The 26254-nt window shown below is 41.0% G+C and carries 30 protein-coding genes; all 30 read right to left on the minus strand.

Features of this window, described 5'->3' with window-relative positions; translation table 11 throughout:
* Positions 1–687 (minus strand): ABC transporter permease, encoded by a 687-nt coding sequence (locus BET01_RS13300; RefSeq protein ID WP_207667617.1) that lies wholly within the window; start codon positions 685–687, stop codon positions 1–3.
* A 12-nt stretch (positions 688–699) separates the two neighbouring features.
* Positions 700–1590 carry a substrate-binding domain-containing protein gene (locus tag BET01_RS13305; protein WP_166428732.1) on the minus strand — a complete coding sequence of 297 codons (891 nt, stop codon included), beginning with the start codon at positions 1588–1590 and terminating at the stop codon, positions 700–702.
* Positions 1591–1645: 55 nt separating this feature from the next.
* The gene (moaA, locus tag BET01_RS13310) at positions 1646–2626 is read right to left on the minus strand and encodes a GTP 3',8-cyclase MoaA (RefSeq protein ID WP_120197300.1); all 981 of its coding nucleotides are present in this window, start codon (positions 2624–2626) and stop codon (positions 1646–1648) included.
* Between the two features lie 11 nt (positions 2627–2637).
* Positions 2638–3603 carry an ACP S-malonyltransferase gene (locus tag BET01_RS13315; RefSeq protein ID WP_120197301.1) on the minus strand — a complete coding sequence of 322 codons (966 nt, stop codon included), beginning with the start codon at positions 3601–3603 and terminating at the stop codon, positions 2638–2640.
* Positions 3604–3778: 175 nt separating this feature from the next.
* Positions 3779–4411 (minus strand): PIG-L deacetylase family protein, encoded by a 633-nt coding sequence (locus BET01_RS13320; protein ID WP_120197302.1) that lies wholly within the window; start codon positions 4409–4411, stop codon positions 3779–3781.
* The gene (locus tag BET01_RS13325) at positions 4408–5277 is read right to left on the minus strand and encodes an NAD-dependent epimerase/dehydratase family protein (protein ID WP_120197303.1); all 870 of its coding nucleotides are present in this window, start codon (positions 5275–5277) and stop codon (positions 4408–4410) included. The genes BET01_RS13320 and BET01_RS13325 overlap by 4 nt, the downstream gene beginning before the upstream one ends.
* Positions 5274–5951 (minus strand): 4'-phosphopantetheinyl transferase family protein, encoded by a 678-nt coding sequence (locus BET01_RS13330; RefSeq protein WP_158585054.1) that lies wholly within the window; start codon positions 5949–5951, stop codon positions 5274–5276. Before BET01_RS13330 ends, BET01_RS13325 begins: the two co-directional genes overlap by 4 nt.
* 26 nt (positions 5952–5977) lie before the next feature.
* On the minus strand, positions 5978–6460 hold the full coding sequence (locus tag BET01_RS13335) for a flavodoxin domain-containing protein (protein ID WP_120197305.1): 483 nt from the start codon (positions 6458–6460) through the stop codon (positions 5978–5980).
* Positions 6461–6474: 14 nt separating this feature from the next.
* Entirely contained in the window at positions 6475–7476 is a 1002-nt protein-coding gene (rfbB, locus tag BET01_RS13340; protein WP_207667618.1) for a dTDP-glucose 4,6-dehydratase, read from the minus strand.
* A 2-nt stretch (positions 7477–7478) separates the two neighbouring features.
* Entirely contained in the window at positions 7479–8705 is a 1227-nt protein-coding gene (locus tag BET01_RS13345) for a beta-ketoacyl-[acyl-carrier-protein] synthase family protein (RefSeq protein ID WP_120197307.1), read from the minus strand.
* Between the two features lie 10 nt (positions 8706–8715).
* Positions 8716–9822, minus strand: coding sequence for a 3-hydroxyacyl-CoA dehydrogenase family protein (locus tag BET01_RS13350; protein WP_120197308.1), 1107 nt, complete (start codon positions 9820–9822; stop codon positions 8716–8718).
* 7 nt (positions 9823–9829) lie between these two features.
* Complete coding sequence (locus tag BET01_RS13355) at positions 9830–11227, minus strand: B12-binding domain-containing radical SAM protein (RefSeq protein WP_120197309.1); 1398 nt, start codon at positions 11225–11227, stop codon at positions 9830–9832.
* 15 nt (positions 11228–11242) lie between these two features.
* The gene (locus BET01_RS13360; RefSeq protein ID WP_120197310.1) at positions 11243–12355 is read right to left on the minus strand and encodes a 3-oxoacyl-ACP synthase III family protein; all 1113 of its coding nucleotides are present in this window, start codon (positions 12353–12355) and stop codon (positions 11243–11245) included.
* A gap of 17 nt (positions 12356–12372) precedes the next feature.
* Positions 12373–13077 carry an enoyl-CoA hydratase/isomerase family protein gene (locus tag BET01_RS13365; RefSeq protein WP_120197311.1) on the minus strand — a complete coding sequence of 235 codons (705 nt, stop codon included), beginning with the start codon at positions 13075–13077 and terminating at the stop codon, positions 12373–12375.
* On the minus strand, positions 13077–13694 hold the full coding sequence (locus BET01_RS13370; protein ID WP_147422814.1) for a hypothetical protein: 618 nt from the start codon (positions 13692–13694) through the stop codon (positions 13077–13079). The genes BET01_RS13365 and BET01_RS13370 overlap by 1 nt, the downstream gene beginning before the upstream one ends.
* Positions 13695–13698: 4 nt before the next feature.
* The gene (locus BET01_RS13375; protein ID WP_120197313.1) at positions 13699–14148 is read right to left on the minus strand and encodes an acyl-CoA thioesterase; all 450 of its coding nucleotides are present in this window, start codon (positions 14146–14148) and stop codon (positions 13699–13701) included.
* Positions 14138–14884: an enoyl-CoA hydratase/isomerase family protein gene (locus tag BET01_RS13380; protein WP_120197314.1), complete on the minus strand. Its 747-nt coding sequence runs from the start codon at positions 14882–14884 to the stop codon at positions 14138–14140. The genes BET01_RS13375 and BET01_RS13380 overlap by 11 nt, the downstream gene beginning before the upstream one ends.
* Positions 14881–15186 carry an acyl carrier protein gene (locus BET01_RS13385; protein WP_120197315.1) on the minus strand — a complete coding sequence of 102 codons (306 nt, stop codon included), beginning with the start codon at positions 15184–15186 and terminating at the stop codon, positions 14881–14883. The genes BET01_RS13380 and BET01_RS13385 overlap by 4 nt, the downstream gene beginning before the upstream one ends.
* 24 nt (positions 15187–15210) lie before the next feature.
* Positions 15211–16074 carry a hypothetical protein gene (locus tag BET01_RS13390; protein ID WP_147422815.1) on the minus strand — a complete coding sequence of 288 codons (864 nt, stop codon included), beginning with the start codon at positions 16072–16074 and terminating at the stop codon, positions 15211–15213.
* A complete protein-coding gene (locus BET01_RS13395) occupies positions 16061–16663 on the minus strand; it encodes an indolepyruvate oxidoreductase subunit beta (protein WP_120197317.1) in 603 nt (200 codons plus the stop codon). The genes BET01_RS13390 and BET01_RS13395 overlap by 14 nt, the downstream gene beginning before the upstream one ends.
* Positions 16664–16678: 15 nt before the next feature.
* The gene (gene iorA / locus BET01_RS13400) at positions 16679–18412 is read right to left on the minus strand and encodes an indolepyruvate ferredoxin oxidoreductase subunit alpha (RefSeq protein WP_120197318.1); all 1734 of its coding nucleotides are present in this window, start codon (positions 18410–18412) and stop codon (positions 16679–16681) included.
* Between the two features lie 7 nt (positions 18413–18419).
* Entirely contained in the window at positions 18420–18839 is a 420-nt protein-coding gene (locus BET01_RS13405; RefSeq protein WP_147422816.1) for an SRPBCC family protein, read from the minus strand.
* 25 nt (positions 18840–18864) lie between these two features.
* On the minus strand, positions 18865–19794 hold the full coding sequence (locus BET01_RS13410; protein WP_120197320.1) for a GNAT family N-acetyltransferase: 930 nt from the start codon (positions 19792–19794) through the stop codon (positions 18865–18867).
* A gap of 24 nt (positions 19795–19818) precedes the next feature.
* Positions 19819–20046 carry an acyl carrier protein gene (locus BET01_RS13415; protein WP_120197321.1) on the minus strand — a complete coding sequence of 76 codons (228 nt, stop codon included), beginning with the start codon at positions 20044–20046 and terminating at the stop codon, positions 19819–19821.
* A 29-nt stretch (positions 20047–20075) separates the two neighbouring features.
* Positions 20076–21035: a 3-oxoacyl-ACP synthase III family protein gene (locus BET01_RS13420; protein WP_120197322.1), complete on the minus strand. Its 960-nt coding sequence runs from the start codon at positions 21033–21035 to the stop codon at positions 20076–20078.
* 23 nt (positions 21036–21058) lie between these two features.
* Positions 21059–22267: a nucleotide disphospho-sugar-binding domain-containing protein gene (locus BET01_RS13425; protein WP_120197323.1), complete on the minus strand. Its 1209-nt coding sequence runs from the start codon at positions 22265–22267 to the stop codon at positions 21059–21061.
* The gene (locus tag BET01_RS13430) at positions 22200–23003 is read right to left on the minus strand and encodes a sugar phosphate nucleotidyltransferase (RefSeq protein ID WP_120197324.1); all 804 of its coding nucleotides are present in this window, start codon (positions 23001–23003) and stop codon (positions 22200–22202) included. Before BET01_RS13430 ends, BET01_RS13425 begins: the two co-directional genes overlap by 68 nt.
* Positions 23004–23016: 13 nt before the next feature.
* Positions 23017–23514, minus strand: coding sequence for a hypothetical protein (locus tag BET01_RS13435; RefSeq protein ID WP_120197325.1), 498 nt, complete (start codon positions 23512–23514; stop codon positions 23017–23019).
* Between the two features lie 21 nt (positions 23515–23535).
* Entirely contained in the window at positions 23536–25590 is a 2055-nt protein-coding gene (locus BET01_RS13440; protein WP_120197326.1) for an aldehyde ferredoxin oxidoreductase family protein, read from the minus strand.
* A gap of 74 nt (positions 25591–25664) precedes the next feature.
* Positions 25665–26252: an accessory gene regulator B family protein gene (locus BET01_RS13445; protein WP_120197327.1), complete on the minus strand. Its 588-nt coding sequence runs from the start codon at positions 26250–26252 to the stop codon at positions 25665–25667.
* Between the last annotated feature and the right edge of the window lie 2 nt (positions 26253–26254).

Here is a 26254-nt window from a genome sequence, read left to right on the forward strand (position 1 = left end):
TTAATAATTTTCACCATTGTTCTCGTACCTTTTTAACGTATCCATTAGTGTCTGTATGCAAAATGAGAGGATCAAAAGAACCACCCCAAGAGTGATGGCTTCGCTATAATCCCCTTTGTTCCTCATTAATGAAATTGCGGTGGTCATGGTTCTTGTCTTATACTGAATATTACCGCCCACAATCATGACGGCACCTACTTCACTGATGGACCGCCCAAAGCTGGTTGCCAGTGCAAAATAGATGTCATGCTTCATTTCCTTTATCAGCAGGAAAAAAGTCTGGCTCCGGCTGGCGTTCATGCTAATGGCAAACGTCCGGATCTCAGGTGCCGCATTCTTAGCCGCTGTGCAAACCATTCCGCTGACAATGGGCGTGATAATGAATAATTGGGCTATGACCATGGCAGGGAAAGAAAACAGCAGGGAGAGTTCTCCAAAAGGGCCTCTGCGCATGAGAAGAAGATAGACCATAAGACCAACCACCACCGGGGGAAATCCCATAAGAGTTCGATTCACTCTTAAGATGATTCTCTTGCCAAAAAAATCTCTTCTTTCCAACAAGAGCCCCAGAGGAATTCCAAATAAGGAGGAAAGAAAGGTTGATACAAACCCCAATTTCATGGTCAGCCATATGGTTTCCAAAGTTTCAGGACTAAGGTTAAGATGGAAATTGGAAAGAACCAGCATAAGCCTACTCCTTTATTTATTTGCTCCTGCATTTGGAGTAAATAAAGACTGTCCATATTCATCCATTCCAAAACTACCAATTAGAGTTTGAGTATCATCAGATAGAATCCAGTCCACAAAGTCCTTTGCTCCCTCTTCATTAATCTTGCTATTTTGTTGAGGATTGACAGCAATAACGCCATAATAGTTGAGTAGCTGCGTATCTTTTTCACAGATGATATCCATGGAAGTCTTCTTTTTAGTCGTCAGCCAGGTAGCACGGTCGGATAAGGTATAAGCCCCTTTTTCATCTGCCATGAGAAGTGTGGCTCCCATTCCCTGACCGGAACTGATGTAATTTAAATTCTGATCTGGCACGAGATTTAATGTCTTCCAGATAGAAAGCTCTTTTGTATTGGTTCCTGAATCATCGCCTCTGGATACAAAGGGATATTGATTGTCGAAAATTGCCTGGAATGTTGTTTTTACATCCTCGTTCTTATCAATCTTTCCGGTAGGACCTACAACAACAAAATCGTTATACATTACATCATAGCGTTTCACTCCGTAACCCGCTTTTATAAACTCTTCTTCTTTGGACTTGGCATGAACAAGGAGCACATCCGCCTCTCCGTTTTCTCCCATTTTTAATGCTTCGCCAGTACCCACTGCTACCGTATCCACTTCCCAGCCTGTCTTTTTCGTGAAATCGGGTAGAATTACATCTAAAAGTCCAGAATCCTGGGTACTTGTGGTAGTGGATAATATGATCTTACCTTTTACCGGTACAACCTGAGTATCTTTCCCTGTAGCAGCTTGCTCAGGTGCTGTGGTTACTGTAGTTTCTGTGGTTTTGACAGTGCCACATCCCATTAATAAGGTGCTTACCATAAGGCTTAATAGTATCATTCGTACAAATTTCATCTCTTGCTCCATTCTATCTTAATATTTTTTTATCTGCTTAATCGCTGTCTTTTTCTTATCCGCCAATTTGTGACATATAATCCTGCTCATGGAACCCTGGATACTGGGGCAAATGAAAGCTATGGCCACCTGGTTTTCCATAGATGCCAAGAGCAATGGCCCGTTCTAAGGTAGAATCTGTTGTCTTCTGCCTTAGCATAGACTTTAGATCCCATCCTTTTTCATATTGGAGACAAGTCTTTAGATGTCCGTCCGCTGTCAGCCGTATCCGATTGCATTCATTACAGAATTTGTGGGACATAGCACTGATAAACCCGATGGAACCAAGAAAGCCTGGTATGGAATAGTAACGGGCGGGACCGCCCACTCCCGTCGAAGGAATGGGAGTTAGTTCTCCATAGGCAAGTGTAATCAGGGAACGGAGCTCCTCTTCATTTTGAAAGGAATAGTTCTTTCCTAATCCAATGGGCATCATCTCAATAAAACGAACACTTAATAGGTTCTCTCTAGCAAGTTCAACAAGATCTCTTATATCTTCTTCTGATGTATCTGCCAAGGGAACACAGTTTATTTTAACCCTTAATTCACTATATTTAACTGCTTCTTTGATGGCAGTACGTACCTGATAAAAACAGTCTCTTCTTGTAATTTGCTTGTACCGTTCTGGATCTAAGGTATCAAGGCTTATGTTTACCCCGTCTAATCCTGATGAAAGTAGACAAGATAAGTGTTCCATTAATAGTGCTCCGTTGGTAGTTAGCGTAACGCGGCTGATTCCTTCCAGACTTTTAATCTTTCCTACCAAGGATACGATATCATTTCTGACCAGAGGCTCTCCCCCAGTAATCTTTACCTGTTTAATTCCAAGCTTAGCAAAGCACCGACAGAGCCTTATGATTTCATCGTAAGTTAAAATCTCGCTCTGGGGAAGAAAAACAGCTCCTTCTTTTGGCATACAATATACACAACCCAGATTACACCGGTCTGTTACTGAAATTCTTATGTAATTGATATCTCTATTGTATTGATCTATCATATCTTATCCTTTTAGCATGCTCCTATTTCATGTACCAATGCTCCTACGGTAACATGACCGGCTATGTCTTTGCTTACGGTGTCAAAGGTATCAAACTGGCAAGTATCCTCAATGGATCTGGAGATTTTAGTTAAGCCCTTTCCAAGCCCCATCTCAATGAAATTTTTAGTTCCTGACTGAGAGAGCATAGCAATCGATTCCCCCCATTTCATAGTACTGTACATATTCCGAACTAATTCATCTGTAATGTCCTGAGATTTCCACCGGATGCTCTGATCTATGCTGGACACCACCGGTATGGTGGAATCAACCACTTTGATTTTTTCTACGCTTACAGTCAGATCCCGCTCCGGTCTATGATACAGTGGGGTGTGAAAGGCGAATTTGGAATCAATGGCATATATTTTAAGGGCACCTTGTCCTGCTGCCTCCTGGCATACCGATCGAACGTTATTTTCATATCCTGAAATACCAAAACAATAAGGGTTGTTTTCGCAGGCAACAAACACCTTTTCTTCACAATGACTCTCCTTTATGATCCGGCTAAGCTCGTCCTTATCAAACCCAATGATGGTTGCCATTCCCTCATTTTCACTCACGTTTTGGTTAATATCATAGAGCAAAAGAGCTCCTGCCTCAAAGGTAATGGCATGACTGCAGGCCAGTGCTGTTATAAGCCCCATGCTATATCCAATTAAATAGTCCGGTACCACTCCTTGGGATACATACCATTCGTATATGGCATAATCACAGGTATAAATACTGAGCCAGTTATAGAAATTACACTCCAAGTCCATGGGATCTCCATTAAGATAAGAATCAATATCCAGTTTATACTTCTCTTTTAATATGGCAGATAGCTGATGGATTCTCTCTCTTTCCTTCCCTGGAATCTTATGAATTACCTTTCGATAATCCGTACCGATACCGGCAAACATCATTGCCATACTATTATTCTTTCTGATCTTACGTTCCATATCTGTCTCCTATATTTTTTTGATTCTTTCTGGACTTAAAATAGATTCTATTTGTCCGCCTGTCCCATATAAACCTACTGATAAAAGATAAGATAATAGCCGTGACACACATTGATAACACTTTTATTCCTTTCAACATTCCATCCACGCTCCTCTCCAATTAAGATAAGTTCCCTTATATAATTTCCCGGTACAAATAGAATGCTTCCGCATAAGCCGTATTAATTTCCGCTCCCCGATATCCAGCCACAATTCTGCTGGTATCTAAGGTTCTTGTCTGTGCATTGATCTCTGTGGAATAAACAGAAAGAGCTGCCAACTTATCCTCTATCTCATTGCTGATATCGACATAGTAATTGGGGTCAAACTTCTGTGTGGAAGCAAATATCTCATAAAACAATACTTTCTTTAAAAAGGGGGTTTTCGATGGCCGGCACCAGACCATGGCGGCTTGGGAGACAATTCGGTGATCAGAGTTCATATCAGCATCATAATGGCAGTATAAAACTTCTGGTTTTATATCAAAGATAATACGCTCCAGAGATGTAACTATATCAAGTTGAGGAATGGTATCTAACATGATTAAGGGGTGGTCTGCGAAAAATATCTCCTGTATTCCCAACACATCTGCCGCATTTTTTGCATGAGACTTTCTTGTGTTTATAAGCTCTTCATCAAAACGCTTGGAACACTGTGAACTAATAAAAACCACATAAACCTGATCTCCTGCCTTTGTATGCTTTTTTATGGTTCCTCCGCACCCTAACACTTCATCATCAATATGGGATGCTATCACCAGTACTTTCATCTTTCTGTCCCTCCCTTTTGTGATTCGTAATAATCCTCTAATATATCATTCATGGTTTTAGCTGGCTGAAAGGATAATTGCTGTCGTGCCTTATTAGCATTGATGAGAGAAGGGATCTCTTCTTTCTCTTCCCTTGTCAAAAGCAAAGACTTTGAATCGCATAGCTTACGAATTTTATTTACCAATTGAAGCATAGTCATAGAATCCTCTGGGGCTAAGTTAAAGATCCCACTGCCCGAAAAACCAAGACACTGACTGATAGCCTGGGTAAAATCAGATACAGCGAGTAACTGGATGATCTTATGACGAGACACAGAGAGTTCCAGCGCTTCATGGTTCCTTGCTCGTTCAAAAAACAGGGGAACTGCTGCTATGTTCTTTTGCCCGGCTCCAGTAATGTTAACGGGTCGGAGAATTACTAACTTATTATTGGGAATGAGGCTTTGGCAGAGAAGCTCCGCCTCATATTTTGTCTTGGCATAATTTCCAACTGGAGCTATGGGAGATTCTTCTGTGATCGATTCACGTTCTCTTACGTATACGGCAGCCGTGGATATATAAATAAACTTAGAAAAGCTACAAGCGTGAATGAGATTTTTTGTTCCTTCCACATTTACCTGATGAAAGATATTGCTGTCGATGTCTGCTCCAATGGTGGTACGATTTAGTGCCGCCAGATGTATAACCGCATCAAACTCCTGATCCAACTCAAATCTCTTTGTGATATCCACGGAAAAATATCCATTTAGGGCATGAACCGAAGATGATTCTCTCCCCAGGCCATAGATCTTATTTTCAGGAGACTTTAGTTTGGAAAAGAGATGTCCGCCTACAAAACCATTGACGCCTGTGATTAGCAGATTCATAATTCTTCCTCCCAATATGCAATTGCAATCTGATTGTCTTCTCTTGTGATCCACTGAATTTTTAACACCGCGCGGTAATATTTTAGTGAAAGTATGGCACCAGAAAGATCCACTCCAATGGGAAGGGATATCTTATTTAAATCAGCGGTAAGGCCTAAGGTGAGCGCTTTTGTGACTGCTTCCTTCATAACCCAAGTTCTGCAAAACATCTGATACTGTTCTCTCATGGAGAGCGTCTGATAGAAGACAAATTCTTCTGGAGAATAGATAGCTTCTAAGGTCTCATACTTTCTTTTTCTGAAGGATTGGGCTGTTTCTAAATCTACGCCAACTTCCTTATTCCTATCTGCAATCAGTATTAGGTATTTTCCGCTGTGGGATAGATTAAACCTTACATCAGTGACTGGTTCTAAAATATAGGGCTTTCCATAAGAATTCCTGCAAAACCGGATCTTGTTTGGAGAACAGCCTAGAAGGCTGCTCAATATGATTCTGGTTAGTGAACGCCGGAGCATCACTCTGTTTCTCGATACTGGAATCGTAATAAGGTCTAACCGGACTTTTTCTTCTTCCGATAAATAATCTTCGTAAGATATTTCACTCACCGCTTTGCATTGATCTAGGTCTGCCAGATACACATCTTCTTTTAAGAGGGTGATCGCCCCTAGTTTCATCAGAGTTAAAAGGCCGTACACCGCAGCTAAAACCGCTTTATAAGTTCCAATATGGTTTCTTCTTTGCGGGTATCAGCCATATTTGGATCAAAGTGATTCTTTTTTGCAATCTCCGTCAGGATCATTCTTATGAGAAAGTTCTGAGTAGAAATATCTAGTTTTCCTCCCAGATAAACACTGTCATAGCTTTGGCTGTCTAGATACCTGCTTACCCCTTGATTCACAATCCGGGAATAGATTTCCTGAGAATCCAGTCCGTGGATAAAAAAGGTGACAGGCCTTTGGCAAAGACTTTCTTTGTTCTTCTTTACATAGGTTGTCACAGAATTGGGAAGCTTTCCTCCATAAATCCCTGCACCAATGTAGATATGGGAATAGCCGGATAAATCTAAGTCCCCGACCTCTGATATCTTATGGATGGCAAGTGGGTGGATTGCGTGAGTCATGATTCGCGAAACAGTTTCCTCTGTTGTGTTATTTTTAGATGCATACAGTATCAGATTTTTCATGCCGCCTCCTGTTCTTAGTCCCAGAATCCTTTGAAATAGCGCTCATCCATGCCATCTCTTAATTTCTTCCAGTAATCAACATGATTGACATACCAATCTACTGTTTTAGAAAGCCCAGTTGTAATATCATATTGTGGCTGCCAGCCAAGAGCCCGGAGTTTGTCGGTATTTAGACTGTAACGAAGATCATGGCCCGGTCTGTCGTTGACATAACGGATAAGGGATTCATCTTTCCCCATAAGAGATAGAATCCGTTTTGTCAGATCTATATTAGTGACTTCCTGGGCACCACCTACATTATAAACCTCCCCGTTTTCACCATTCTTTATGACCTGGTAGATCCCGCTGCAGTGATCCTTTACATAAAGCCAGTCTCTAATCTGGCTGCCGTCACCAAACACAGGAACCGGAATTTCCTCATAGAGATTGGTTACAAATAAGGGAATTACTTTTTCCGGGTATGCAAACGGGCCGTAGGTATTGGAAGCTCTTGTAATACAAATAGGGAGGCCATAGGTTGCATAATAACTGTAGGCAAGGCGATCTCCCCCAGTCTTTGATGCTGAGTAGGGATTTCTTGGCTTTAATTCCGATGTCTCGTAAAAACTTCCCTCCTGTATCTGCCCATATACCTCATCCGTAGATATCTGAATGAACTTTTCCAAAGTGTCACGGTTTTTTAATGCTTGCTCCAAAAGCACATATACTCCAATTACGTCCGTCATTAAAAACCCCTGGGTGTTTCCAATGGAACGATCCACCGCGACCTCTGCTGCAAAATTGACCACGACCTGAATCCCTTCCATTAGCGTCTCTACCAGACTAGAATCGCAGATATCTCCTTTTACAAATGTAAAATCTTCCCGATCTATTACATCTGCCAGATTATCCATGTTACCAGAATATGTAAGCTTATCCAGCACGGTCACATGGATATCCGTTTCCTTCTCATATAAATATTTCACGAAGTTTGAACCGATAAATCCAGCACCGCCAGTAACTAAATAATTTTTCATCTTCATTCTCCTTCGTATTTTTTATATAATATGCTGGCATTATGCCCTCCAAAGCCAAAGGAATTAGAGATTGCCATCTTTACTTCTTTTTTGACCGGAAGATTGGGTACATAATTTAAATCCAGTTCCGGGTCTGGTTCCTTATAATTGATGGTGGGAGTAATGATGCCACGGTCCATAGTTAAAACTGTAACAATTCCCTCAATGACTCCGGAGGCCCCCACCGTATGACCAATCATGGATTTGGTTGAGGATACGTAAAGGTCACTGGCATGGGAGCCAAAACAGGATTTGATTGCCATCGTCTCGTATTTGTCATTTAAATAGGTGGATGTGCCGTGTGCATTGATATAATCAATGTCTTCTGGATTTACACCAGCCTGATCGATGGCAAGCGTCATGGTCTTTGCCATCATGACGCCATCTGCTTCCGGTGCAGTAATGTCTCCGGCGTCACTTGTGATAGCACAGCCTCCTACTTCTGCATAGATTCTAGCATTTCGTTTTTTTGCATGTGCTTCTGATTCTAATATCATAATACCGGCTCCCTCTCCCATTACAAATCCATCCCGGCTTTTGGAGAATGGACAACAGGCAGTTTCCGGCGTTTCATTCTTTACGGAAAGCGTCATAATCTGGTTAAAACCTTTGATATAATCTTTTTGAATGTGTGAGTCAGCGCCCCCTGTAATGACCACATCCACAAAGCCGGAATGTATCAACTGCTGCCCCAATGCAATGGCATAAGCAGATGAAGCGCAGGCGGTGGATACATTAAAATTGGGACCCTTGAGCCCGTATCGGATGGAGATCCATGCACTGGGAGCATTGGGCATGGATTTGACAATGCTGTTGTTTTCTGATTGTTCCTTTTCTGTGTCACTATAAGCAGTCGTTACAATTCCCAAAATCACGGCCACACGGCTCTTATCACAGGAATTAAAATCTATTCCGCTGTCTTTGACCGCCTCATCCGCCGCCACTAATGCCATCTGAGTTAAGCGGGTCATCTTGCCCCGTTCCCTCTTTTTAATCAGCTCTTTTGCTTTTTCTAAAAAGCTATTATCTACCTCGGCGGCAATTTTTGTCTCTAATTCAGAAGGATCAAACAGAGTGATCGGTCTTACTCCAGAGGCTCCCTCAATCATTTTATGAAAGCTTTCTTCCATGGTGTTCCCTAACGCATTAATCATTCCCATACCTGTAATCACAGTCTTATTCTCTTTCATGAATACCCCCTTATGTTTCACGAAATACGTTAAAATCTGATGGACAAAACAATGGATCCAAAGTCTTTTTATATTCTTCGATTAAGGTTTCTAATAGCGTATCCTCCTGAAGTTCTTCATAAAGAGCATTTAAGGAAACGGATAAACCTAAGACTTCCTGAATGCTTTCCTCAAACTGCTTTTTGTCTAAAAGAGGATCCCTCATGTACCGCGCAATTTCATTGAGCAAAAATGAAAGGAATTTCAACCCGTATGCCTCATATTGTTCTGCCCGGCTTTCCATAATTGCAATCTCTTTCCTATGAGGGTCTTCTAAGGATAAAAGTCCCTCTCCACTTCTACCATCTTTCCCTTGTTTCATTAAGTCAGTTATTTGTAAAAGAAGTGGTTGATAAAGGGTAACATGAAGATCGTCCGGCAAATTGGTGAGACACTGAGATATGATTGGAAAACCGGTGGAATCCACCATCTCAAAGATTCCAAAGAGAAGCATCTGCTTTGTGATCCCGTCAAGTTCTTTTAAAGTCAGTTCCCCATCAAAAGACAACTTATAGGTATATGCCGCCAGTGAGATCAAAAGCTTTGATAACACCAGTCGGTTTTCTCCTCTTAATATCAAAGGTTTTCTGCCGATCATAGAAAGGAACTTAACCATCTCTTTGACCGTCTCCTCACTTGTATCTGTACCTACATTTACTTCTACCGTGGAAATTACTTTTAACGGATAGAAAAAGTGAAGCCCCAGGCACCGTTCTTTTGCCTTTCCATAATTAAATACATTGGTTACATCAAGAGAAGAGGAATTGGTTGCAAAGATACAGGTATCTTTTGCAATCTCTTCCAGACGTTGAAAAATCTCCTGCTTCACGTTTAAATCTTCTATGACAGTCTCTATGATCACATCACAGCTTGCTAAGTCTGTCAGTCTGTCAGTTATAATGGGAGTTTCTTTTCCCATACGCTGTGGATCTCTTTTTAATATTCTCTGGGTTTTCTTTGTTATCTTCTCTATCTGTTCCGGGCTTTTTGATACCAATATGACACTGCATTCACACCCGATCAAGGAATAGAAAAGATCCTGTCCCATTCTTCCTGATCCAACGATTCCTATTGTCATACGTTTCCTATTCTACCAGCAGGTCACTTCCGTATTTTTGGCGATATTCATCTCCTGCAAGTTTACTGGTCTTATATAATTTTCCAACCTGTTCATAAAACTTCGCCTCTGGTAACACAGTTTCTACCACTGCGTTGGTTAAGTTGTAATAATCCAGATTGTGATTGATAATGTCTTTTTTCATGGTCTCATAAAGATCCGTTCCAGGAAATGGGGTAAGTACCGTAAAACCGGCATGATAAATGGGATTATCGTTTACAAATTGAGCGACCCGGTCAAAATCCGATTCCACATATTCCGGTCTTACAATGTAATTGCCGTTGACTAAGATGCCAAGGCTATTTAAAAACTTTAAAGCAGTGGAAATATTCTCTATGGTGTTTTGTTTGTTATAAGCTTCTAGCTCTTCATTGCTGGTGGCCTCTAATCCGCAAATTGTGATCCGAAGTCCTGCTTTTACAGCAAGCTCAATAATATCTGGATGCCGAATCACGGTATCCGTCCGCACATCCGCCAGATAATAATGGTTATTTAGCCCTTCTTCAATAATTCTGGTAAATAAAAGTCTAGCCTTTTTAATATCACCAAAGGTATTGGCATCGCAGAAACGAATAATAGGGTATTCATCCATTGTTTTTAATTCCCGGATAATGCATTCCACATCTTTGTGAAAATACCGTCCGCCAGTGGTCTGCCAGATGCTGCAAAAGTTGCATTTGTGAGTACACCCCTGAGAGGTACTGATATAGTGGATCTTTTTTCCCATCTGGCGAATGGTATAATTATATTTATCCGTCAGCTTCCGGTTTGGCATAACAGTATCCAAAATATGCTGTTCCTTAATATCCTCAGTAGTAAGGCTGCAGATGGACTGAGTATAGAAAAGGCTTGTCCCCTTATTAATTCCTAGTCCCGGTATCTTACTAAAATCTGCCAGCCAGCCATCAGCCTTAAACATCTCTATCATTTTCTTAAAGCTGTATTTACCAATTCCAACTGTAACAAGATCAGCCTTTGAGCCAGCAAACGAATCAGGACAAAGGGTGGGATGGATACCGCCTACCATGGTTAAAATGTTCTTGTTATATTCTTTTGTCATATTCAAGATTTTTAATACGGAATTATACTGTGCCGTGATGCAGGTGACTCCCACGAAATCAGGAGAAAATCGCTTTAACTCCTCCATATACGCCTGGGCAAAATCATACCCCTCGGTATTATCCTCTTCTGTCTTCTGATCCATAATCACCACTTCATCATTAGGAACCATACTTGCCAGTTCATTAAGAGCCAGAGGTGGCCCCACCATGACTCTTCTACCAAAGGATTTTCTCACGGCATCGTCAGCAAAATCAAACATACGAAAAACTCTGGGTATGGGAGGATTTACCAATAATATTTTCATGTCCTGTTCCTCACTTTATATTTTTCTTAATGTAAAACCTGCCTGCATAAATTTACTCACCTCCATAACAAAGCTAAATATCAAATCTCCGCTCTGGTAGGTGTGTTCCTTTAACAGGTTATCAATGGAAATAAGAGCGGCAGGAGGACCTGCATACCCAACATCTTCAATGGCACTGTAAAACTGGTCTTTTCGGATACCAAGTCCAAGGCATTCTTCAATAATCAGTTCTCTTACAAATTTTGATGGCATATTTACTACAAAATGCTTTAAGTCTTTTAGATCTATATCTTTTTCATTAATCATACGAATCAAAGCATTGTGAAAGATGGATTTTCCATTTTCCTCCATCGCATAGTCCCGCATCTCATTTAGATAAATCTGACGAATATGATGGTAGCCGTTTTCATAATCCTCTTTAGGATTGGTCCAGTGGTAAGGATAGCTGTTTCCCATGGCTGACCGCTTTTTGCTGCCAGTGGATTCAAAGTAGGTATCTTCCAAATACAAGCCCTCCTTTTCATCTTTTACCGCAGAAAATACCATAGCCCCTGCCCCATCGCAAAGATACCAACGAAGGAATATGTCTTCTTTGGTAATTAGACTCTGATTATAAAATTCCGGAATAAAACAGGAACTTGCCACGCTAGAGGAGATAACAAGCGCATTCTTATATTCCCCTGAAGCCAGCATGATATGGGCCAACTTAATCGCTTTATAAACGGAAGTGCAGTTGGAATGAATGTGGATTTCACCACACAAGTCAATTCCCAGCTCTTCCTGGATTCTGGTGGTGATGGGCGGAATCTGGTGGGAAAAAGCACCACCATATATTAAAAGATCAATATCCTTTGCTAATACGCCAGCATCTTCCATGGCCTTTTTTGCAGCTTTGACGGACATGGTCAAATTATCATCGGTAAATGTCCTTGTCTCATTGTCAAAGGCATAGTAACAGTGGTTGATCCCAAGCATCTCTTTAATAATAGGTTGAACTCTTCCTGCCCAGTTTTTAATCTTTTTAGGTGCCTCTTGAAATTCTCCCAGATAATGATTGATTTCGTCAAAATCAATCGGATTCCCTGGAAGATATGTACCTACGCCAGATAACTTTACATTGATTGCCATCGACTTGACTCCCTTCTCTAACTAAAATAGTATTCTTTAAACCCATCTAAGAAATGAAACCGGTTGGCAAAACTATAATCGCTGCAATGTTCATTGATAAAAGCAATGAGTTTTCTTGCATAATCCAACGAGCTTTTTCTCTGTACCAGAAGGTCAATCATTCCCATCTGCTTTGCCTCCCTAGAATCAATTAGGCTTCCCTTTACAATCAACTCATAGGCATGAAAGAAACCTGCTTCTTCGGAAAGCCGAAAGGTTCCGTTTACCCCTGGTAAAAGTCCAAAGGTGGATTCTGGCAATCCAAGCCTGGCACCTGATTCACAGATTCTTATATGAGAAGATAATGCAAGTTCAAATCCAGAACCAATGCAGAAACCTCCAATGGCACTAATCACTGGAATCTTCATATGAAAGAGTTGCATAAAGCTCTCTTTACAATCCAAATACCATTCCGGATAATGGGTCACCGCACCATCTTCTACTATAGTATGAGAACTAATAAACTCTAGGAGTTCTCCAACATCCGCCCCAGAACTAAAATGCCTTCCGCTCCCATATATGATGATCCCAGAAGCATTGGTGGTTAAGGCATACTCCTTTATAACCATTGAAATTTCCATGAGAAACTGGGATTTCATTTTATTGGCTGGGGGCATATTGATACAAAGATATGCTATACCTTCTGATTCTTCATATATAATAGTCTCAAATTCATGTCTCATCACTTCTTATCTTCCTCAGTTTTCAAAAGGGCCAGTTGACAAAAACAACTGGGTTCTGGATCGGTTATGAGTGTCTTGCCAAACAGACAGCAGTCTTTATAAGCATTCATACAGCTTTTGATCCCATAAAGCTGTTCTCTTGTCCTGTCCATTGTAAGACTTCGAATTTCTGATTCCAAATCTTCAATTAAGCTTTCTTTTCTTAAAAAAGCATTGGCAAAACCATAGTTTTGGAGTTCCTGATAATCTAGGATCCTGGCTTCCTTCCCCAGTGAAGTTTTGGGAGAAAATAGTAGGTGCAGAAATCGGAGACCATTCTCATGTTTCGGGTCAAATTGCAAAGCCCCGCCATTGGAGACAAAACACAGATCAAAAACATACATCTTCTCGTATAGACTCATAGAAAATTCACAGTCAATGATCAGAATAGCTATGATATTTGGATCAAATAAGATTCTTTTTACCTGCTCAAATTCTGTGTCTTCCATAGCGTTAAAACAGTCTTTTTTCAGATGCAAAACTATGGTGTTTCTCTCCCCTATTTCAGTGGTTCCGCTTACAAGTGGCGCTAAATCCCTGACCGTTTTAATCTGGCAGATTAACAAATGCTTGTCCATCAAATCATTCCCCCCTATGGGCTATGATTGGTTCTTCGGCTAGAAAAACTTCTTTGATATGAGGTGGAATATCATATACAAGGCGATCCTCAGACACTAAAAGCATCTTTACCTTTGCTTTCATCATGGTAGATTTTCGATCGTTGCACACTGCTTTATGATCTGATACAATATAGTTATTTTCAATCCAATAACGGCTGGTTATGACAAACTTATCAAATAGCTTCAATTCTTTGATGTATTTAACGTTTACCTCTATGACAACCGGGTATAGCTTTTCCCGTTCTAAGTCCTCCATCATGGAAAATTCACGAAAAAAATTCCAGCGCACGGTTTCTAAATAGTTTAAATAAACGGAATTATTTACATGTTTGAAAGAATCCAGTTCATGTCCCTGAACTTCAAACCAACACTGATTGGTTAAAATAATATCATCTCCTGCCCTATCCCATATCCATGGTTTTTATCAGCTCCGTAAAATTTTTGCTTTCTTTCTCGTACATGGGCAAGCAATCAGTCCATGGCTGGTCCAGCATTCCACTCAAGTATTCCATTTGTTTGCCAGAGCAGTGATTCACCATTCCCTCAATCAGCTCCACGGCTTTTTGAAACGCTTCCTTTTTACCAGTTATCTCATCTGTCAGACCAATACGCATCGCATCCTCACTGGTTATCATATTTCCTGATGAGATCAACCTTTTTGCAGCCCTCTGCCCAATTAGGGCAGGAAGTCTTATGGTACCTCCAAACCCTGGCAAAAGACCCAGGGTGACTTCCGGAAAGGAAAACAAAGCATTTTCTGCCGCCAGTCGGTAATTACAGCTAAGGGCAATCTCAAGCCCAGCTCCAAAGCAGGCACCTTCGATTGCAGCCACTGTTATAAGTGGCAGGGCTTCTATATAAGATAAGATCTTTTTTCCCTCATTCAGTTCTTTTTCCAGAATCTCCGGACAACCCTTATACTCCCTAATCCGGTTTACATTGGCGCCCTTGCTAAAGTTCCTTCCTTCTCCCGTAAGTATTAATCCCTTAAACTTATAATTATTAAGCCACTGTTTCAGTTGAAAAAGATCCAGAAAAATGGCATGATCCACCAGATTATCTCTTCCATTATGAAGTCTTAGAACGCCGATATTCTCTCCCACGGTATCATATTGAACCATGGGAGCAGACTCTGTGTTTATGATCATAGCACCTCTACAATATCGTTTTCCTTTTCATAAACCAAATAAGCAGTTTCAACCACTTCTTTGATGGTATTTGCCGGGTTTTTAAGCAGATATTTTCCAATGTTCTGCATCTGGATGTTTAAACTATATTTCTTTTTTAATTGCTCGATCATCTCAACAAACATAAGAGAATCTCCATCTAAATCATCAATTACAGATAAATCTCCCTTAAGTTCTGTTACAGGAACCTCACACTCATCTGCTAAAAATGAGTACACCATCTCTTTGATTTCTTTTTTTGTCTCTTCATTTAATTGTCTCATAGGTATCTCCTTTGTTCTTTTCTATTATTCTTTGATATTTTTTAAAAATAAGTAAAGGCATCTACTTAAAATAACTGCAATCACCAGAAAGACTACAAGTTCAGAACCATCAGTAGATAATCCATTGACTGCCTGATTGATAAACATGGCAATAATTACAATGACAAGGACCATTTGCTTAATTACCATAACTGGTGCTAAGAGGTAGCCAAACTTATTCTTTTTCATTAGTAAAATTCCTGCTAGAATTCCGGTTGGTAGTAAGATGGCAAGGTCTAGAGCCTGAATGACCATAGTGGTGTAATGTTCCAGCTCCCCTGGGACTTCCTGATTAATCAGGGGAATGCATATTCTCTTTAGCCACATCATGGATGCCGCTACCGCTGTTACAATGAGGATACCCCCTACAAACTTCTCCGGAAATTTCGTATCTAATCTGGATTGTATATCTTCCTCCCATAGGGACAGGAATGTCAGAATAAAAGCGAAAAAACAAGTAGACATCAATGCCACATATACGAGAAATAACCCGTTATACATTGCTCCAAAGGAATAAGTTGTATAGGTGTAAAGTAGGTATCCCAAAAATCCCAGAAGAAGAAATCTTCCTTTTAAAGAACCTCTCCTCGCAATGAGGAACGACCATAACAAAAAAGGAATTCCAAGAAAAAGGGTTATCCCATCCTGAGCTCTTGCCTGTAATGCCATGGATACGGATTCATTCTTATAAAGCCCCTGTCCATATACCATCACCAGATTTTGGTGGAGGGACCGCAAAGGGACTTCTTTCCCTCCTCCTGCTAAAAAGATCCCGCAGGCAGCTGCAATGCCAGCCAGTATTACAATCAATATGGTTAAGTAACCTACTGCATTTTTATATCTCATCATTTTCCCCATTTGATTTTGTTAATTGACTCATTTCAAATCCGATTTTAAAAGCTTTCAAATTAATATCTGCCAGCTTATCCGGCACCGATTCTTTTATTGCGGTATGCCATTTCTCTTCTTCAATGTCTGTGGTGGAAGCAAGCGCTCCGATTAAAACCACATTAATCGTCTTTGGATTTCCAGCTTCCCTAGCATAGGTAAGGGCATCAATAACCTTATAATGGATTGGCAGCGCTTGAATTCGTTCTTCTAAATCCTCTGGATATTCTGCAGTGCCAGTGATGACCGGCATAGGATCAATGCGCTGGCTACTGGTGATTAAGGTTCCGCCTGGTTTTAACCATTCCACATACCTAGCCCCCTCAAGCATCTCAAAGGCAAGAATTATATCCGCTGTTCCTTTTTCTATGATAGGTGAATGAATCTTTTCGCCAAACCTCACATAAGTGACAACACTTCCACCTCTTTGAGACATGCCATGCACCTCGGAAACCTTTACATCAAGCCCGCTGTTTTGTGCCATCTTACCCAGAATTCTGCTGGCGAGCACAGCACCCTGACCGCCAACTGCCGCTAAAAGAATATTCATCTCATATCTCCCCTCTTATGCCTCTTTTTTAATGGCATCAAATTCGCAAATTCTAGTGCAAAGTTCACAACCAACACAAAGATCTTTTTTAATCTCTGCTTTACCACTAGAAAATGATATGGCTGGACATCCGATTTTCATACATGCTTTGCAGCCTTTGCAGCCGGTGATGCTTAGAGGCTCATGGATTAGAGAAGCATTTTTAAGGAGTACACAAGGACGCTTAGTGATGATTACAGATGGTTCTTCGGCCTGAGTTTCCTCTAGAACGATTCGCTCCAGCTCTGTAATATCATGAGCATCGACGGTTTGAATTCTTTTGATGCCAATGGCCTTTGCTAGAGCTACAAAATCAACCGCATGGCTTTTTTCGCCTCGAATGGTACAGCCAGTTCCTGGGTGATCTTGGTGCCCGGTCATGGCTGTGGTTGAATTATCAAGTATGATAACCGTAGTATTTCCCTGATTATATACCACATCAATTAAGGCTGTGATGCCGGAATGAATAAAGGTGGAATCCCCGATCACCGCTACAGTTTTTTTGGAAAACTCTTTTCCTCTGGCCTTCTCAAACCCAAAGGCCATTCCGATACTGGCTCCCATGCAGATGGACGTATCCATGGCGCTTAATGGTGCAAATGCCGCTAGGGTATAACAGCCGATATCCCCGGAAACATGAAGCTTTAGCTTTTTCAAAACATAAAATACCCCTCTGTGATGACACCCAGGACAGAGAACTGGAGGCCTTACAGGGATTTCTTTTGACAGTTCAGACTTCACTCCATCTATGGTTTTCCTTAGCACCGATGCCCGGACGATTTCCTGGTTTAACTCACCGATAATAGGAATTACTTCTTTTCCAATAACCGACAACCCCCAGGACTTAATCTTTTCTTCCATAATGGGTTCCAGCTCCTCAATGACATAAACAATCTTACAGTTTTTAATAAATTCCGTAATTTTTTTCCTGGGAAGAGGATAGGAAAGTCCAAGTTTTAAATAAGAAGCATCTGGAAGCACCTCCTTGGAATATTGATACGCAATACCACTGGTAATGATTCCGATATCCCTATTCTTATATTCCACCGTATTAAGCTCTGTGGTCTCTGCGAATTCTTCCAGTTTTCTTAACCGTTCCTCAGCTATGACTCTTCTCTTTTTCGCAACTGCCGGAGCCACAATGTACTTGTTTGGATTTTTGTCATATTCTTTTAGCTGGTATGGAACCTTTTCTTGAAGCTCCACCATGCTTTGAGAATGGGAAATCCTCGTATTGAGCCTAAGAATCACCGGCGTGTCAAATGTCTCACTGATCTTTAATCCATGGCCCACAAAATCTTTGCACTCCTGGCTGTCCGATGGCTCAAGAACCGGGACTTTTGCCGCCATCCCATAATATCTGGTATCCTGCTCATTCTGGGAACTGTGCTGGCTTGGATCATCCGCAACCGCAAGCAACAGACCTGCGTTCACTCCCGGATAGGAAATTGACATAAGAGCATCAGCCGCTACATTCAGCCCCACATGTTTCATGGAAACAATGGTTCTTGCTCCTGCAATGGAAGCTCCAATTCCTACCTCCAGGGCCACTTTCTCATTGGGGGACCATTCTGTGTTAATGTTTTCATATTTTTTGATATTCTCTGTTATTTCCGTACTTGGCGTACCCGGATAGGCAGATGCAACTGTTACTCCATATTCAAAAGCGCCTCTTGCAACTGCTTCATTTCCTAAGAGTATATTTTTCATACATGTATCATTTCCTTTCGAAATGTTCCTGGAGATTATGAATGTCGTTTACAACCTTTTGAAAATGCGCTTCTCGTTCCAGGCTGATCACATCGGCTTCTTCCATGGAAAAATCCACGGATACCCCTTCGTCGGTAACTGCAAACAAAAAAGTTCCTACCGGTGTATAGGGACCGTTTAAGATTAAAAAAGAGATCTTCTTATAACGATCACATTCTATAATCTTATAATCCGCTTTGATGGTTCTTGTGGGAGGCCCCTTCATCTCCTGTAAAAACACAGCACCAGCACCAATGGGTTCCTCTGACAAATATTCCACAGTTTTCACACCAGGCCGCCAAGTTTGATTGTTTCTTCCATCTAATATATATTCAAAGATTTCCTCTAATTTCCCCTGTAACACGACGCTTGCGTTCGCATATGCCACTGCTCTATCTCCTTTATCTGCTATGTTAAAAAACCTCATTATCCCCAATGACCAGATTGCAGGTATCTCCAAGTGAGACAGGGCCTTTTGCCATTGGAGTATATGCTATTAAATTGCTATATTCTGCACTTTGGTCAAATCCAGCACGGTTAAAATAATCCAAATAAATGGTAGAGCCTAACACATTAATCAGTGCTATCGGTTCCTTTATCGTACCTGCTGCCTTTAACAACTCCAAAAAGATGGCCTCACTCTCTGCCTCCACATCAAGAATATGTAACCGGCAGGAAGGCTGGTAGTATTTATAAACCACGTATCCTCTCACCTTTTCATCCTCTTGAAAGATAAATATCTTGTAATCTCCAGAGGGACGTTCCAAATAACGCCAGGAAAAGTAATCTGCCCCTTTTATAATGGAGAAAGATCTACCCGCCGCAATATTAATGGCAAACTCCGTGAAAGCCTTTTTCCACAGTGGAAAATTGAGAGGGGTAACAAGGCTGATTCGTTCATCCAACGTCTCATCAAAAACTATATCTTCCATCTTCTTTTCCAGATAATGATTCTTTGGAAATGTGGTCCACCCTACTCTCCGGTGACCTGGAAGGGAGTTCTCATTTGGCAGACCAACTAAAATCTGTATCCCCTGCTCCCCAGCTTTTGAAAGTACATACCGCCCAAGCTTGGTAAACAAATGGCACCCCTGATATTCTGGTGTGACAAATACATTGTTGCACAGTCCGCCCTTTACCAACTGCCCATGAAAGACAGTCTGATTTTGCAAAATACAATAACCAGAGGAGAGAACCTCTTCTTCAAAGGCTCCATAGACAAGATTTCTTGAATCAAAGATCCAATTATAATCACGCATTTCAAAAGACCGGTTAAATGCATGTTCCCAGCCAGTTATAAACCTAAGCTTTTCAGAAGATTCGGTCAACAATCTAAATTCCATGATATACACCTCACATCATTGATTTCACTTAAGCCTTTTTTTTGCTTCCAGCCGCTTTGCCAGTTCTGCAAACGTCATGGTTTTTTCCACTTCTTCATCCTCAATGTCCATTTCAAACGCATCGCTCAGTTCAATGATAAACTGAACCAGATTCATAGAATCAAATCTCTTTGCTTCTTCCAGTCTGGAAGTAGGCAAAATATCGTCATCCTCAAAAACATCTGTGGCTAGTGTCATGATCTCATTTAACATCAATTACTTCCCCCTCTTTTTCATTTATTTCACATGTTTTTCTTTAGATAGCATCCACCCCAGGAAAGACCTCCCCCAAAAGCCGCCAGAAAAACATGGTCTTCTTTTTTTGCTTCTTCCGATTCCAGATATTCGTTTAAGGCAATGAGAACAGAGGCACCAGCAGTATTGGCGTATTTCTCCACATTGATGAAAAATCTCTCTTCTGGAATGCTGGTACGCCTACCAATCTCTTTGATAATATTTAAGTTAGCCTGATGAGTGATAATCCTGTCAGCCACAACCTCATTCCTTTTTGCAAGGAGTTCAATCAGCTCGCTTCCTTTTTCACAGGCAAAATGGTATACACGTTGTCCCTCCATGGAAAAATAATAATCCCGATCTTTTTTAACGGCTGATGCCGGAAGCATACTTCCTCCTGCCGGAACCTGAATTACATCACAACCACTTCCGTCTGAAAAAAGCAGGATATCATTAAGTTCATAGATCCCATGATCAGACAATAAAACAGCGGCAGCTCCATCTCCAAAATAAGGGAACGTAGCAATGTCTTTGGGATTTAATAATTTGCTGTACACCTCTGAGGCTACTACAATCACATTCTTTGCTCCATCTTTTATGAGAGAAGAAGCAATTTTTAATCCATAAATTCCACCGCTGCAAACGGAATTAAGGTCAAAAGCATAAGCATTTTCTAATCCACATATATCCTGAATTCTCGTAGCAGTCGCGGGCTGTATCCGATCAGGAGACGATGTAGCGCAAATGAGAACATCTATCTCCAAGGGATTTATCCCGCTCTTTTCTAGGAGTTGCTTTACTGCCATGGCCCCTATATCTGAAGTACACTCATCGGTCACGTGTCTTCTTTTCTTAATTCCTGCCTTTTCTTCAATGAGCTGTCGGTATTTTGGTGGAAACTGGGTTAATTCGTCATTGGATATCTCATTGACAGGCAGGTACTGCGCTGTATTTACGATAAAAGCCATAATCCATCTCCCTTATGTACGTATCAGAACAATTGAAATTCCTGGTCTAATTCATCAACCACCTTTTTAAAACCAGGGGATTTTAAAAAGGAACTGCGATATCTTGATAAATTCTTTTTCATATCATCATCTTTAATTACTTGAAGAATCAGCGCCTTAAGGTTATCCTTTTGAAACTCCTTGGTATTTGCCATAAAGAGCTTTCCGCAGCCATCCGCTTCTACCACTCTTCCATTGCTGGCCTGCTCCGCATGACCAGGGCAAATGATAAGGGGGGTCTCATAAAGAATGGAATCACTAATGCTGTTAAAACCTCCATGAGAGATGAATAAAACGGATCTCTTTAATACGCCTCGGTATTCTTCTAAGCTAAGATTTTCATAGATTTTTACGTTTTCTGGTAAGTTGGCCGCATTTACTTTGTTATTGCTGTTGCCACCAAAGGATACCACAACCTGATATCCCAAATCTTTAGAAGCATCAATGCAGATATCCCAGTAGGTATGGCTAAAACAGATGGTTCCAAGGCTGATAAAGATAGTATTTTTTTCTTCCGTGAGGTCTTCTTTATCGACAAAGGCTGGGCCTACGAATTTAACATTGGAAGGATATTGATATCCGCCCGGGTGAAAATCTTTGGATGTCACCACCATGGTGAATTTACCACCTGGTTCCATGATATTCCAAGGTTTATCCACTACCTTGCCATACTGCTTTTCCAGCCGTTTGATGATGGTGTTAAATTTCATAATATAGGGAATGGAAACTGCCGCACTTTTTACCAGACTTCGAGTAAAAGCAGGGGTCTCTTTCATCATGATCTTATCCCCCATAAAGCTGCTTACAAAATACACATAGGGAATTTGAAAATATCTGGCGGCAATCTTACTCCAAATGGCTAAAGTATCACATATAATAAGATCCGGCTTCTCCTTTTCCACCTCTTTCATCATGAAGGGCATGAGCTTTTCTGTGAATGTATAAAATACATAGAGCAGATTCATGAATTGGGATTGAAGCTTCTCATCGGCAGCTAGCTTATTGTAATAGTGATAGAAATCATCGGGATATTTCCGCAGATCCACCCCATCCATCTGGTCGAACTTGTGGAAATATTGTTCGAACGTATAATAGATAAGGGTCACATTTCGCTGAGACAGTTCCTTACACAGGTTGAGCTGAGGGTTTACGTGTCCTGACACCGGAAGGCTGATAAACATGATCTTTTTCAATTTCCTTTTTCTCCTTCTCTTCTAACTCTTTCATTAAAACGGTTGCCTCATATAACTGTTCGAACGTCCCCGCATCGGTCCATTTGGATGTTAAGATTCCGTAAGTAAGCTTTTCTAGTTCCGCATAGTAATGGAGAACATCGGTGGTTTCATATTCATTTCTTGTACTTAACTTCATCTTTTTCAAAAGCTCAAATACCTCTGGCTTAAAGATCCATAAACCGGTGTTAACGTAATTGGAAAAAGGAACTTTAGGTTTTTCTACCAGCCTGGTTATTTTATCTTTCTTAAATTCAACAACGCCGTAGAGCTTTGGGTTATCTGATTGGGTAATAAGAATCTTGGCACTGAAGGTATCTTTTTCTGTTTCAAAAGCCTTAACAAAGGAGGTTAAGTCTTCTGTCACGATGTTATCGCCAAGAATCACCATAAACTCATCCCCTCTTACAAACTCTTCCGCGCACAATAAAGCGGCTCCGGTTCCTTCGTTGCCTTCCTGAATCTCATAATGAAGCTTTACTCCAAATTCTTCCCCTGTTTTTAGAAGTTTGTAGAAATGGCCTAGATATTCTCCGCTTGTTACGATGAGGATATCTTTGATTCCCACTTTAGCCAGGGTCTCTATGGGGTAATAGATCATAGGTTTTTTATAGACCGGAAGCAAATGTTTGTTGGTAATGATTGTTAATGGATTAAGACGGGTCCCGTGACCTCCTGCTAAAATAACACCTCTCATAAACAGCACCTCTCTACTTATGTAATTTCTTGTTTCTTTCAAGTTCTTTTTTAATTTGCCTTTTCAAAACCAAATATCTCCAATTCATAAAAGCCAGATGATTGGGAACCAAACAAAAAACATAGTATTTATGGAGAAACTTATTTTTTCCAGATAGTATATGAATGTTTTCCAATATGACCCCACCTTCTGCGGGATGGATATTAAAGTACGCCTTCCCTCTCATGGGACCGCCAGCTCCGTTAAGGACAATGGATTTTCCCATTACCACTTCTGTAACCTTTAATTTGTAATAAAACAGGGGCATGGTAAAACAAATTGTCCCAACGCAGCCTATATCCAGATGACTTCGATCAAAGCTGATCCAAAGCACAGGAATAAAGTCAAACCAACGATGAAACTTCTCTCTGTCATATATATAATCAAAAACAATGTCTATATGATTCTTGGAAATGGGAATGAAAACTGATGACCTTATCTCTATTTTCTCTTCATTTTTTAACCAACCCATGGATATCCGCCTCTGTGAATGCTACTCATTTTTCATGTGACGCAGTGCCTTTTCATCCTGCTTTGTCATAAGCTTACAAATCAGGGAACTCATAACCTCGTTGATCCTGTTCTCTTTCTTCGTCAATTTGGCATTTAAATCGATTTCTTTTAACAAATCTTCTATTGAAATAACGTCATCAAAGTCTGTTGCTTCTGCTTTTTTTATGTACATGGAGAGTCCCAATTCATGAAAGCGTTTTTGGGTAGGTGTACCTTCTGGTGTCAGACCTCTGTACCGAAAATACTCCGGAAGCATCCCTTCTTCTCCGCCAACCTTGATGTTTGTATCTTTAATGAATTTATCGTTCACACCATGTTCCTTTTTTCGTTCAGGCCATTGATAATCTTCCAGCTTTAGACCACATGCCACATTAAAAGCGTTTTGAAGCTGATAAATACGTTCACTGGCAAAGTACATATCTTCATCCGTTAAATCCATATGAAGGATTGCGTTTGTGACCTCCGCAAATTCATTAAAATAAGCGACTCCCGCGCTGGGGAGTGCGGTTATGGCAAAAAGGCAGAGACCCAGGCAGTCGATGACGTATTTGTAATTTTCATGCCAGCACACCACGCGGCCTTTTTTCCCTACCTTTGAAAAATTCTTCTCTGCTTTGGTTTTAAAGATATGTTTTGAAACTACCTCAGAGAAAAATCCGCCAAAGACTGCGGTAAACACATAACCCTTTAGATGATCTGCCCCTCTGGTGGAGGTAAGATAGCTTAAAGACTTCGCCAGATGGGAATTGGAATGAAGCCCGGAAGAGGACTTTCGGATACAAAATGCATACTCCTTAGCATGTAACACAATAGATGCCCGGTAAGCACCTTCTGCAGCAATATCTCCAATTCCTTCCCTGCGGCAGATTTTATAGATCAATTCTTCCACGTCATCTGCATTACCAAATTCATAGGTTTTTTCGGGATCTTTAATGATTCCTTTCTCATAACACTCTAAGATGAAACCAATGGTTGAACCACCTTCAATGGCATCAAATCCAAGATTGTCACTTAGGTTCTTTAGATGAAGAATACTTGCCCAGTCAAAGATGCCGTTTAACGGCCCGAGGCCTGCTACTGCACCATAGTCAAGACGATCTCCCTTTTCTCCCTTATGACGTCCTTCTTTAATCTCATATTCTCTGGCGCACCCAACGGGACAGTAGATACATGCTTTTCGCTTAGTCTCATGTTTGTACAAAAAGTTTTCAGCATATATTTCCTTGGCCTTTTTATCATCAGCCATCTGAAAATTCCGGATGGGTAAAGCTCCTTGTTTGTGATACCGCTTGATTAGCATTAAGGTTCCCTGAATGTTACCTGATTTTAAAATGACCGATGCACGGCATTTCTTAATCCACTGATCCCGGATTTCCTTTACCTTTTCTGGATTAAATATCTGAGGTTTTCCAACCTTTTTTTCCACTACAACGGCTTTTAACTTCTTTGCCCCCATGACACAGCCCATGCCGGTTCTTCCTGCCACATGGCATTTTGACATGATGACGCTTGCAAAGCGCACCAGATTTTCTCCTGCCGGACCAATGCAGGTCACTTCCGAACCTTTTCCGTGGCGCTCCATCAAAAGCTCTGTGACTTTTTCTGTATGCATTCCCCAAAGCTCGTTGGCATCTAAAATTTCTATCTCTCCATTGCTTTTGATGAGAACATACACCGGGTGATCAGATTTTCCTGAAAACACCAGATGATCAATTCCCACCGTACGGAGTCTGACGTTGAATTCTCCGCCCAGGTTTGAATCTCCATACGCATCGGTAATGGGACTTTTGGCTGTAATCGTACAACGGTTACTAGCTGGAAGTCCGGTACCTACACTTGGCCCAATGCCAAAGATCAATAAGTTTTTTTCTGAAAGCGCATCGTATTCTGCTGCATCAGAATCATACAAAATCTTTGTATTAATTCCCGGTCCACCTATGTAGTTTTTCCTAAGGTCACTGGTGATCTCTTCTAATTTCACGTCACCAGTGGTCAAATTGATATAAGCAATCTGATTGTCATGAATTTCTTCCACGATTACCAGCCTCCTTGCTGAATTTGCCTCATTCTCGGGAATATGCCCCCTTGGTCACCTTCAAAATAGAATAATCAGTGGCTGCGACTATAGGTGTTTTGCAAAAGTCCCAGAATCTCAGTTATTACCATTAGAGCAATAGTGATTGTTACAATCCATACACCCTGGAAATAACCAGTTGCATAGAATAAAAGACCAATAAAAACTTCAACTGCCAGTACTGCCCGAGTACGGATTCCATAAACTCTTTTCTCAACTTCATCGAGAGGTTTGTTTAAGTTCTCCACAGGAGCCATAATTGCCGCCAAACCTGAGGATAGAATTAAGAGGAACAGACCTGCGCCCCGCTCCACTAGCACTGGAGGGGTGCGCATAAGAAAGAGAATTAGAACAATAACCGCATTCGACAAGAAATAACAACAGATAGGATTACCGGCATGATATCCTCCCGCATGGCAGCGAAGAGGGATAAACAGTGCCAAGAACATAAAGCATTCCAGTGGTTGTCCCATGCCAAGCCCGATAAAAGTTGCGGTTGAAATGTTAAAGATATTCAAGAGTAACATCTCAAGACCAAACTGATAGATAGGCCTATCCTCTTCTTCAAATCTCCCCATTGAGATCAAATGATCGGCTATCACGTGACTTAATCTTCTAAGCATAA

It is taken from the genome of Lacrimispora algidixylanolytica (assembly GCF_003609635.1).
GTDB classification, from domain to species: Bacteria; Bacillota; Clostridia; order Lachnospirales; family Lachnospiraceae; genus Lacrimispora; species Lacrimispora algidixylanolytica.

Excerpts from the sequence above, each read along its gene's own strand:
- BET01_RS13300 (WP_207667617.1), bottom strand. The coding sequence starts at position 687 with ATGCTGGTTCTTTCCAATTTCCATCTTAACCTTAGTCCTGAAACTTTG.
- BET01_RS13305 (WP_166428732.1), bottom strand. The coding sequence starts at position 1,590 with ATGAAATTTGTACGAATGATACTATTAAGCCTTATGGTAAGCACCTTA.
- moaA (WP_120197300.1), bottom strand. The coding sequence starts at position 2,626 with ATGATAGATCAATACAATAGAGATATCAATTACATAAGAATTTCAGTA.
- BET01_RS13315 (WP_120197301.1), bottom strand. The coding sequence starts at position 3,603 with ATGGAACGTAAGATCAGAAAGAATAATAGTATGGCAATGATGTTTGCC.
- BET01_RS13320 (WP_120197302.1), bottom strand. The coding sequence starts at position 4,411 with ATGAAAGTACTGGTGATAGCATCCCATATTGATGATGAAGTGTTAGGG.
- BET01_RS13325 (WP_120197303.1), bottom strand. The coding sequence starts at position 5,277 with ATGAATCTGCTAATCACAGGCGTCAATGGTTTTGTAGGCGGACATCTC.
- BET01_RS13330 (WP_158585054.1), bottom strand. The coding sequence starts at position 5,951 with ATGAAACTAGGGGCGATCACCCTCTTAAAAGAAGATGTGTATCTGGCA.
- BET01_RS13335 (WP_120197305.1), bottom strand. The coding sequence starts at position 6,460 with ATGAAAAATCTGATACTGTATGCATCTAAAAATAACACAACAGAGGAA.
- rfbB (WP_207667618.1), bottom strand. The coding sequence starts at position 7,476 with ATGAAAAATTATTTAGTTACTGGCGGTGCTGGATTTATCGGTTCAAAC.
- BET01_RS13345 (WP_120197307.1), bottom strand. The coding sequence starts at position 8,705 with ATGAAAGAGAATAAGACTGTGATTACAGGTATGGGAATGATTAATGCG.
- BET01_RS13350 (WP_120197308.1), bottom strand. The coding sequence starts at position 9,822 with ATGACAATAGGAATCGTTGGATCAGGAAGAATGGGACAGGATCTTTTC.
- BET01_RS13355 (WP_120197309.1), bottom strand. The coding sequence starts at position 11,227 with ATGAAAATATTATTGGTAAATCCTCCCATACCCAGAGTTTTTCGTATG.
- BET01_RS13360 (WP_120197310.1), bottom strand. The coding sequence starts at position 12,355 with ATGGCAATCAATGTAAAGTTATCTGGCGTAGGTACATATCTTCCAGGG.
- BET01_RS13365 (WP_120197311.1), bottom strand. The coding sequence starts at position 13,077 with ATGAGACATGAATTTGAGACTATTATATATGAAGAATCAGAAGGTATA.
- BET01_RS13370 (WP_147422814.1), bottom strand. The coding sequence starts at position 13,694 with ATGGACAAGCATTTGTTAATCTGCCAGATTAAAACGGTCAGGGATTTA.
- BET01_RS13380 (WP_120197314.1), bottom strand. The coding sequence starts at position 14,884 with ATGATCATAAACACAGAGTCTGCTCCCATGGTTCAATATGATACCGTG.
- BET01_RS13385 (WP_120197315.1), bottom strand. The coding sequence starts at position 15,186 with ATGAGACAATTAAATGAAGAGACAAAAAAAGAAATCAAAGAGATGGTG.
- BET01_RS13390 (WP_147422815.1), bottom strand. The coding sequence starts at position 16,074 with ATGATGAGATATAAAAATGCAGTAGGTTACTTAACCATATTGATTGTA.
- BET01_RS13395 (WP_120197317.1), bottom strand. The coding sequence starts at position 16,663 with ATGAATATTCTTTTAGCGGCAGTTGGCGGTCAGGGTGCTGTGCTCGCC.
- iorA (WP_120197318.1), bottom strand. The coding sequence starts at position 18,412 with ATGAAAAATATACTCTTAGGAAATGAAGCAGTTGCAAGAGGCGCTTTT.
- BET01_RS13410 (WP_120197320.1), bottom strand. The coding sequence starts at position 19,794 with ATGGAATTTAGATTGTTGACCGAATCTTCTGAAAAGCTTAGGTTTATA.
- BET01_RS13415 (WP_120197321.1), bottom strand. The coding sequence starts at position 20,046 with ATGTTAAATGAGATCATGACACTAGCCACAGATGTTTTTGAGGATGAC.
- BET01_RS13420 (WP_120197322.1), bottom strand. The coding sequence starts at position 21,035 with ATGGCTTTTATCGTAAATACAGCGCAGTACCTGCCTGTCAATGAGATA.
- BET01_RS13430 (WP_120197324.1), bottom strand. The coding sequence starts at position 23,003 with ATGAGAGGTGTTATTTTAGCAGGAGGTCACGGGACCCGTCTTAATCCA.
- BET01_RS13435 (WP_120197325.1), bottom strand. The coding sequence starts at position 23,514 with ATGGGTTGGTTAAAAAATGAAGAGAAAATAGAGATAAGGTCATCAGTT.
- BET01_RS13445 (WP_120197327.1), bottom strand. The coding sequence starts at position 26,252 with ATGCTTAGAAGATTAAGTCACGTGATAGCCGATCATTTGATCTCAATG.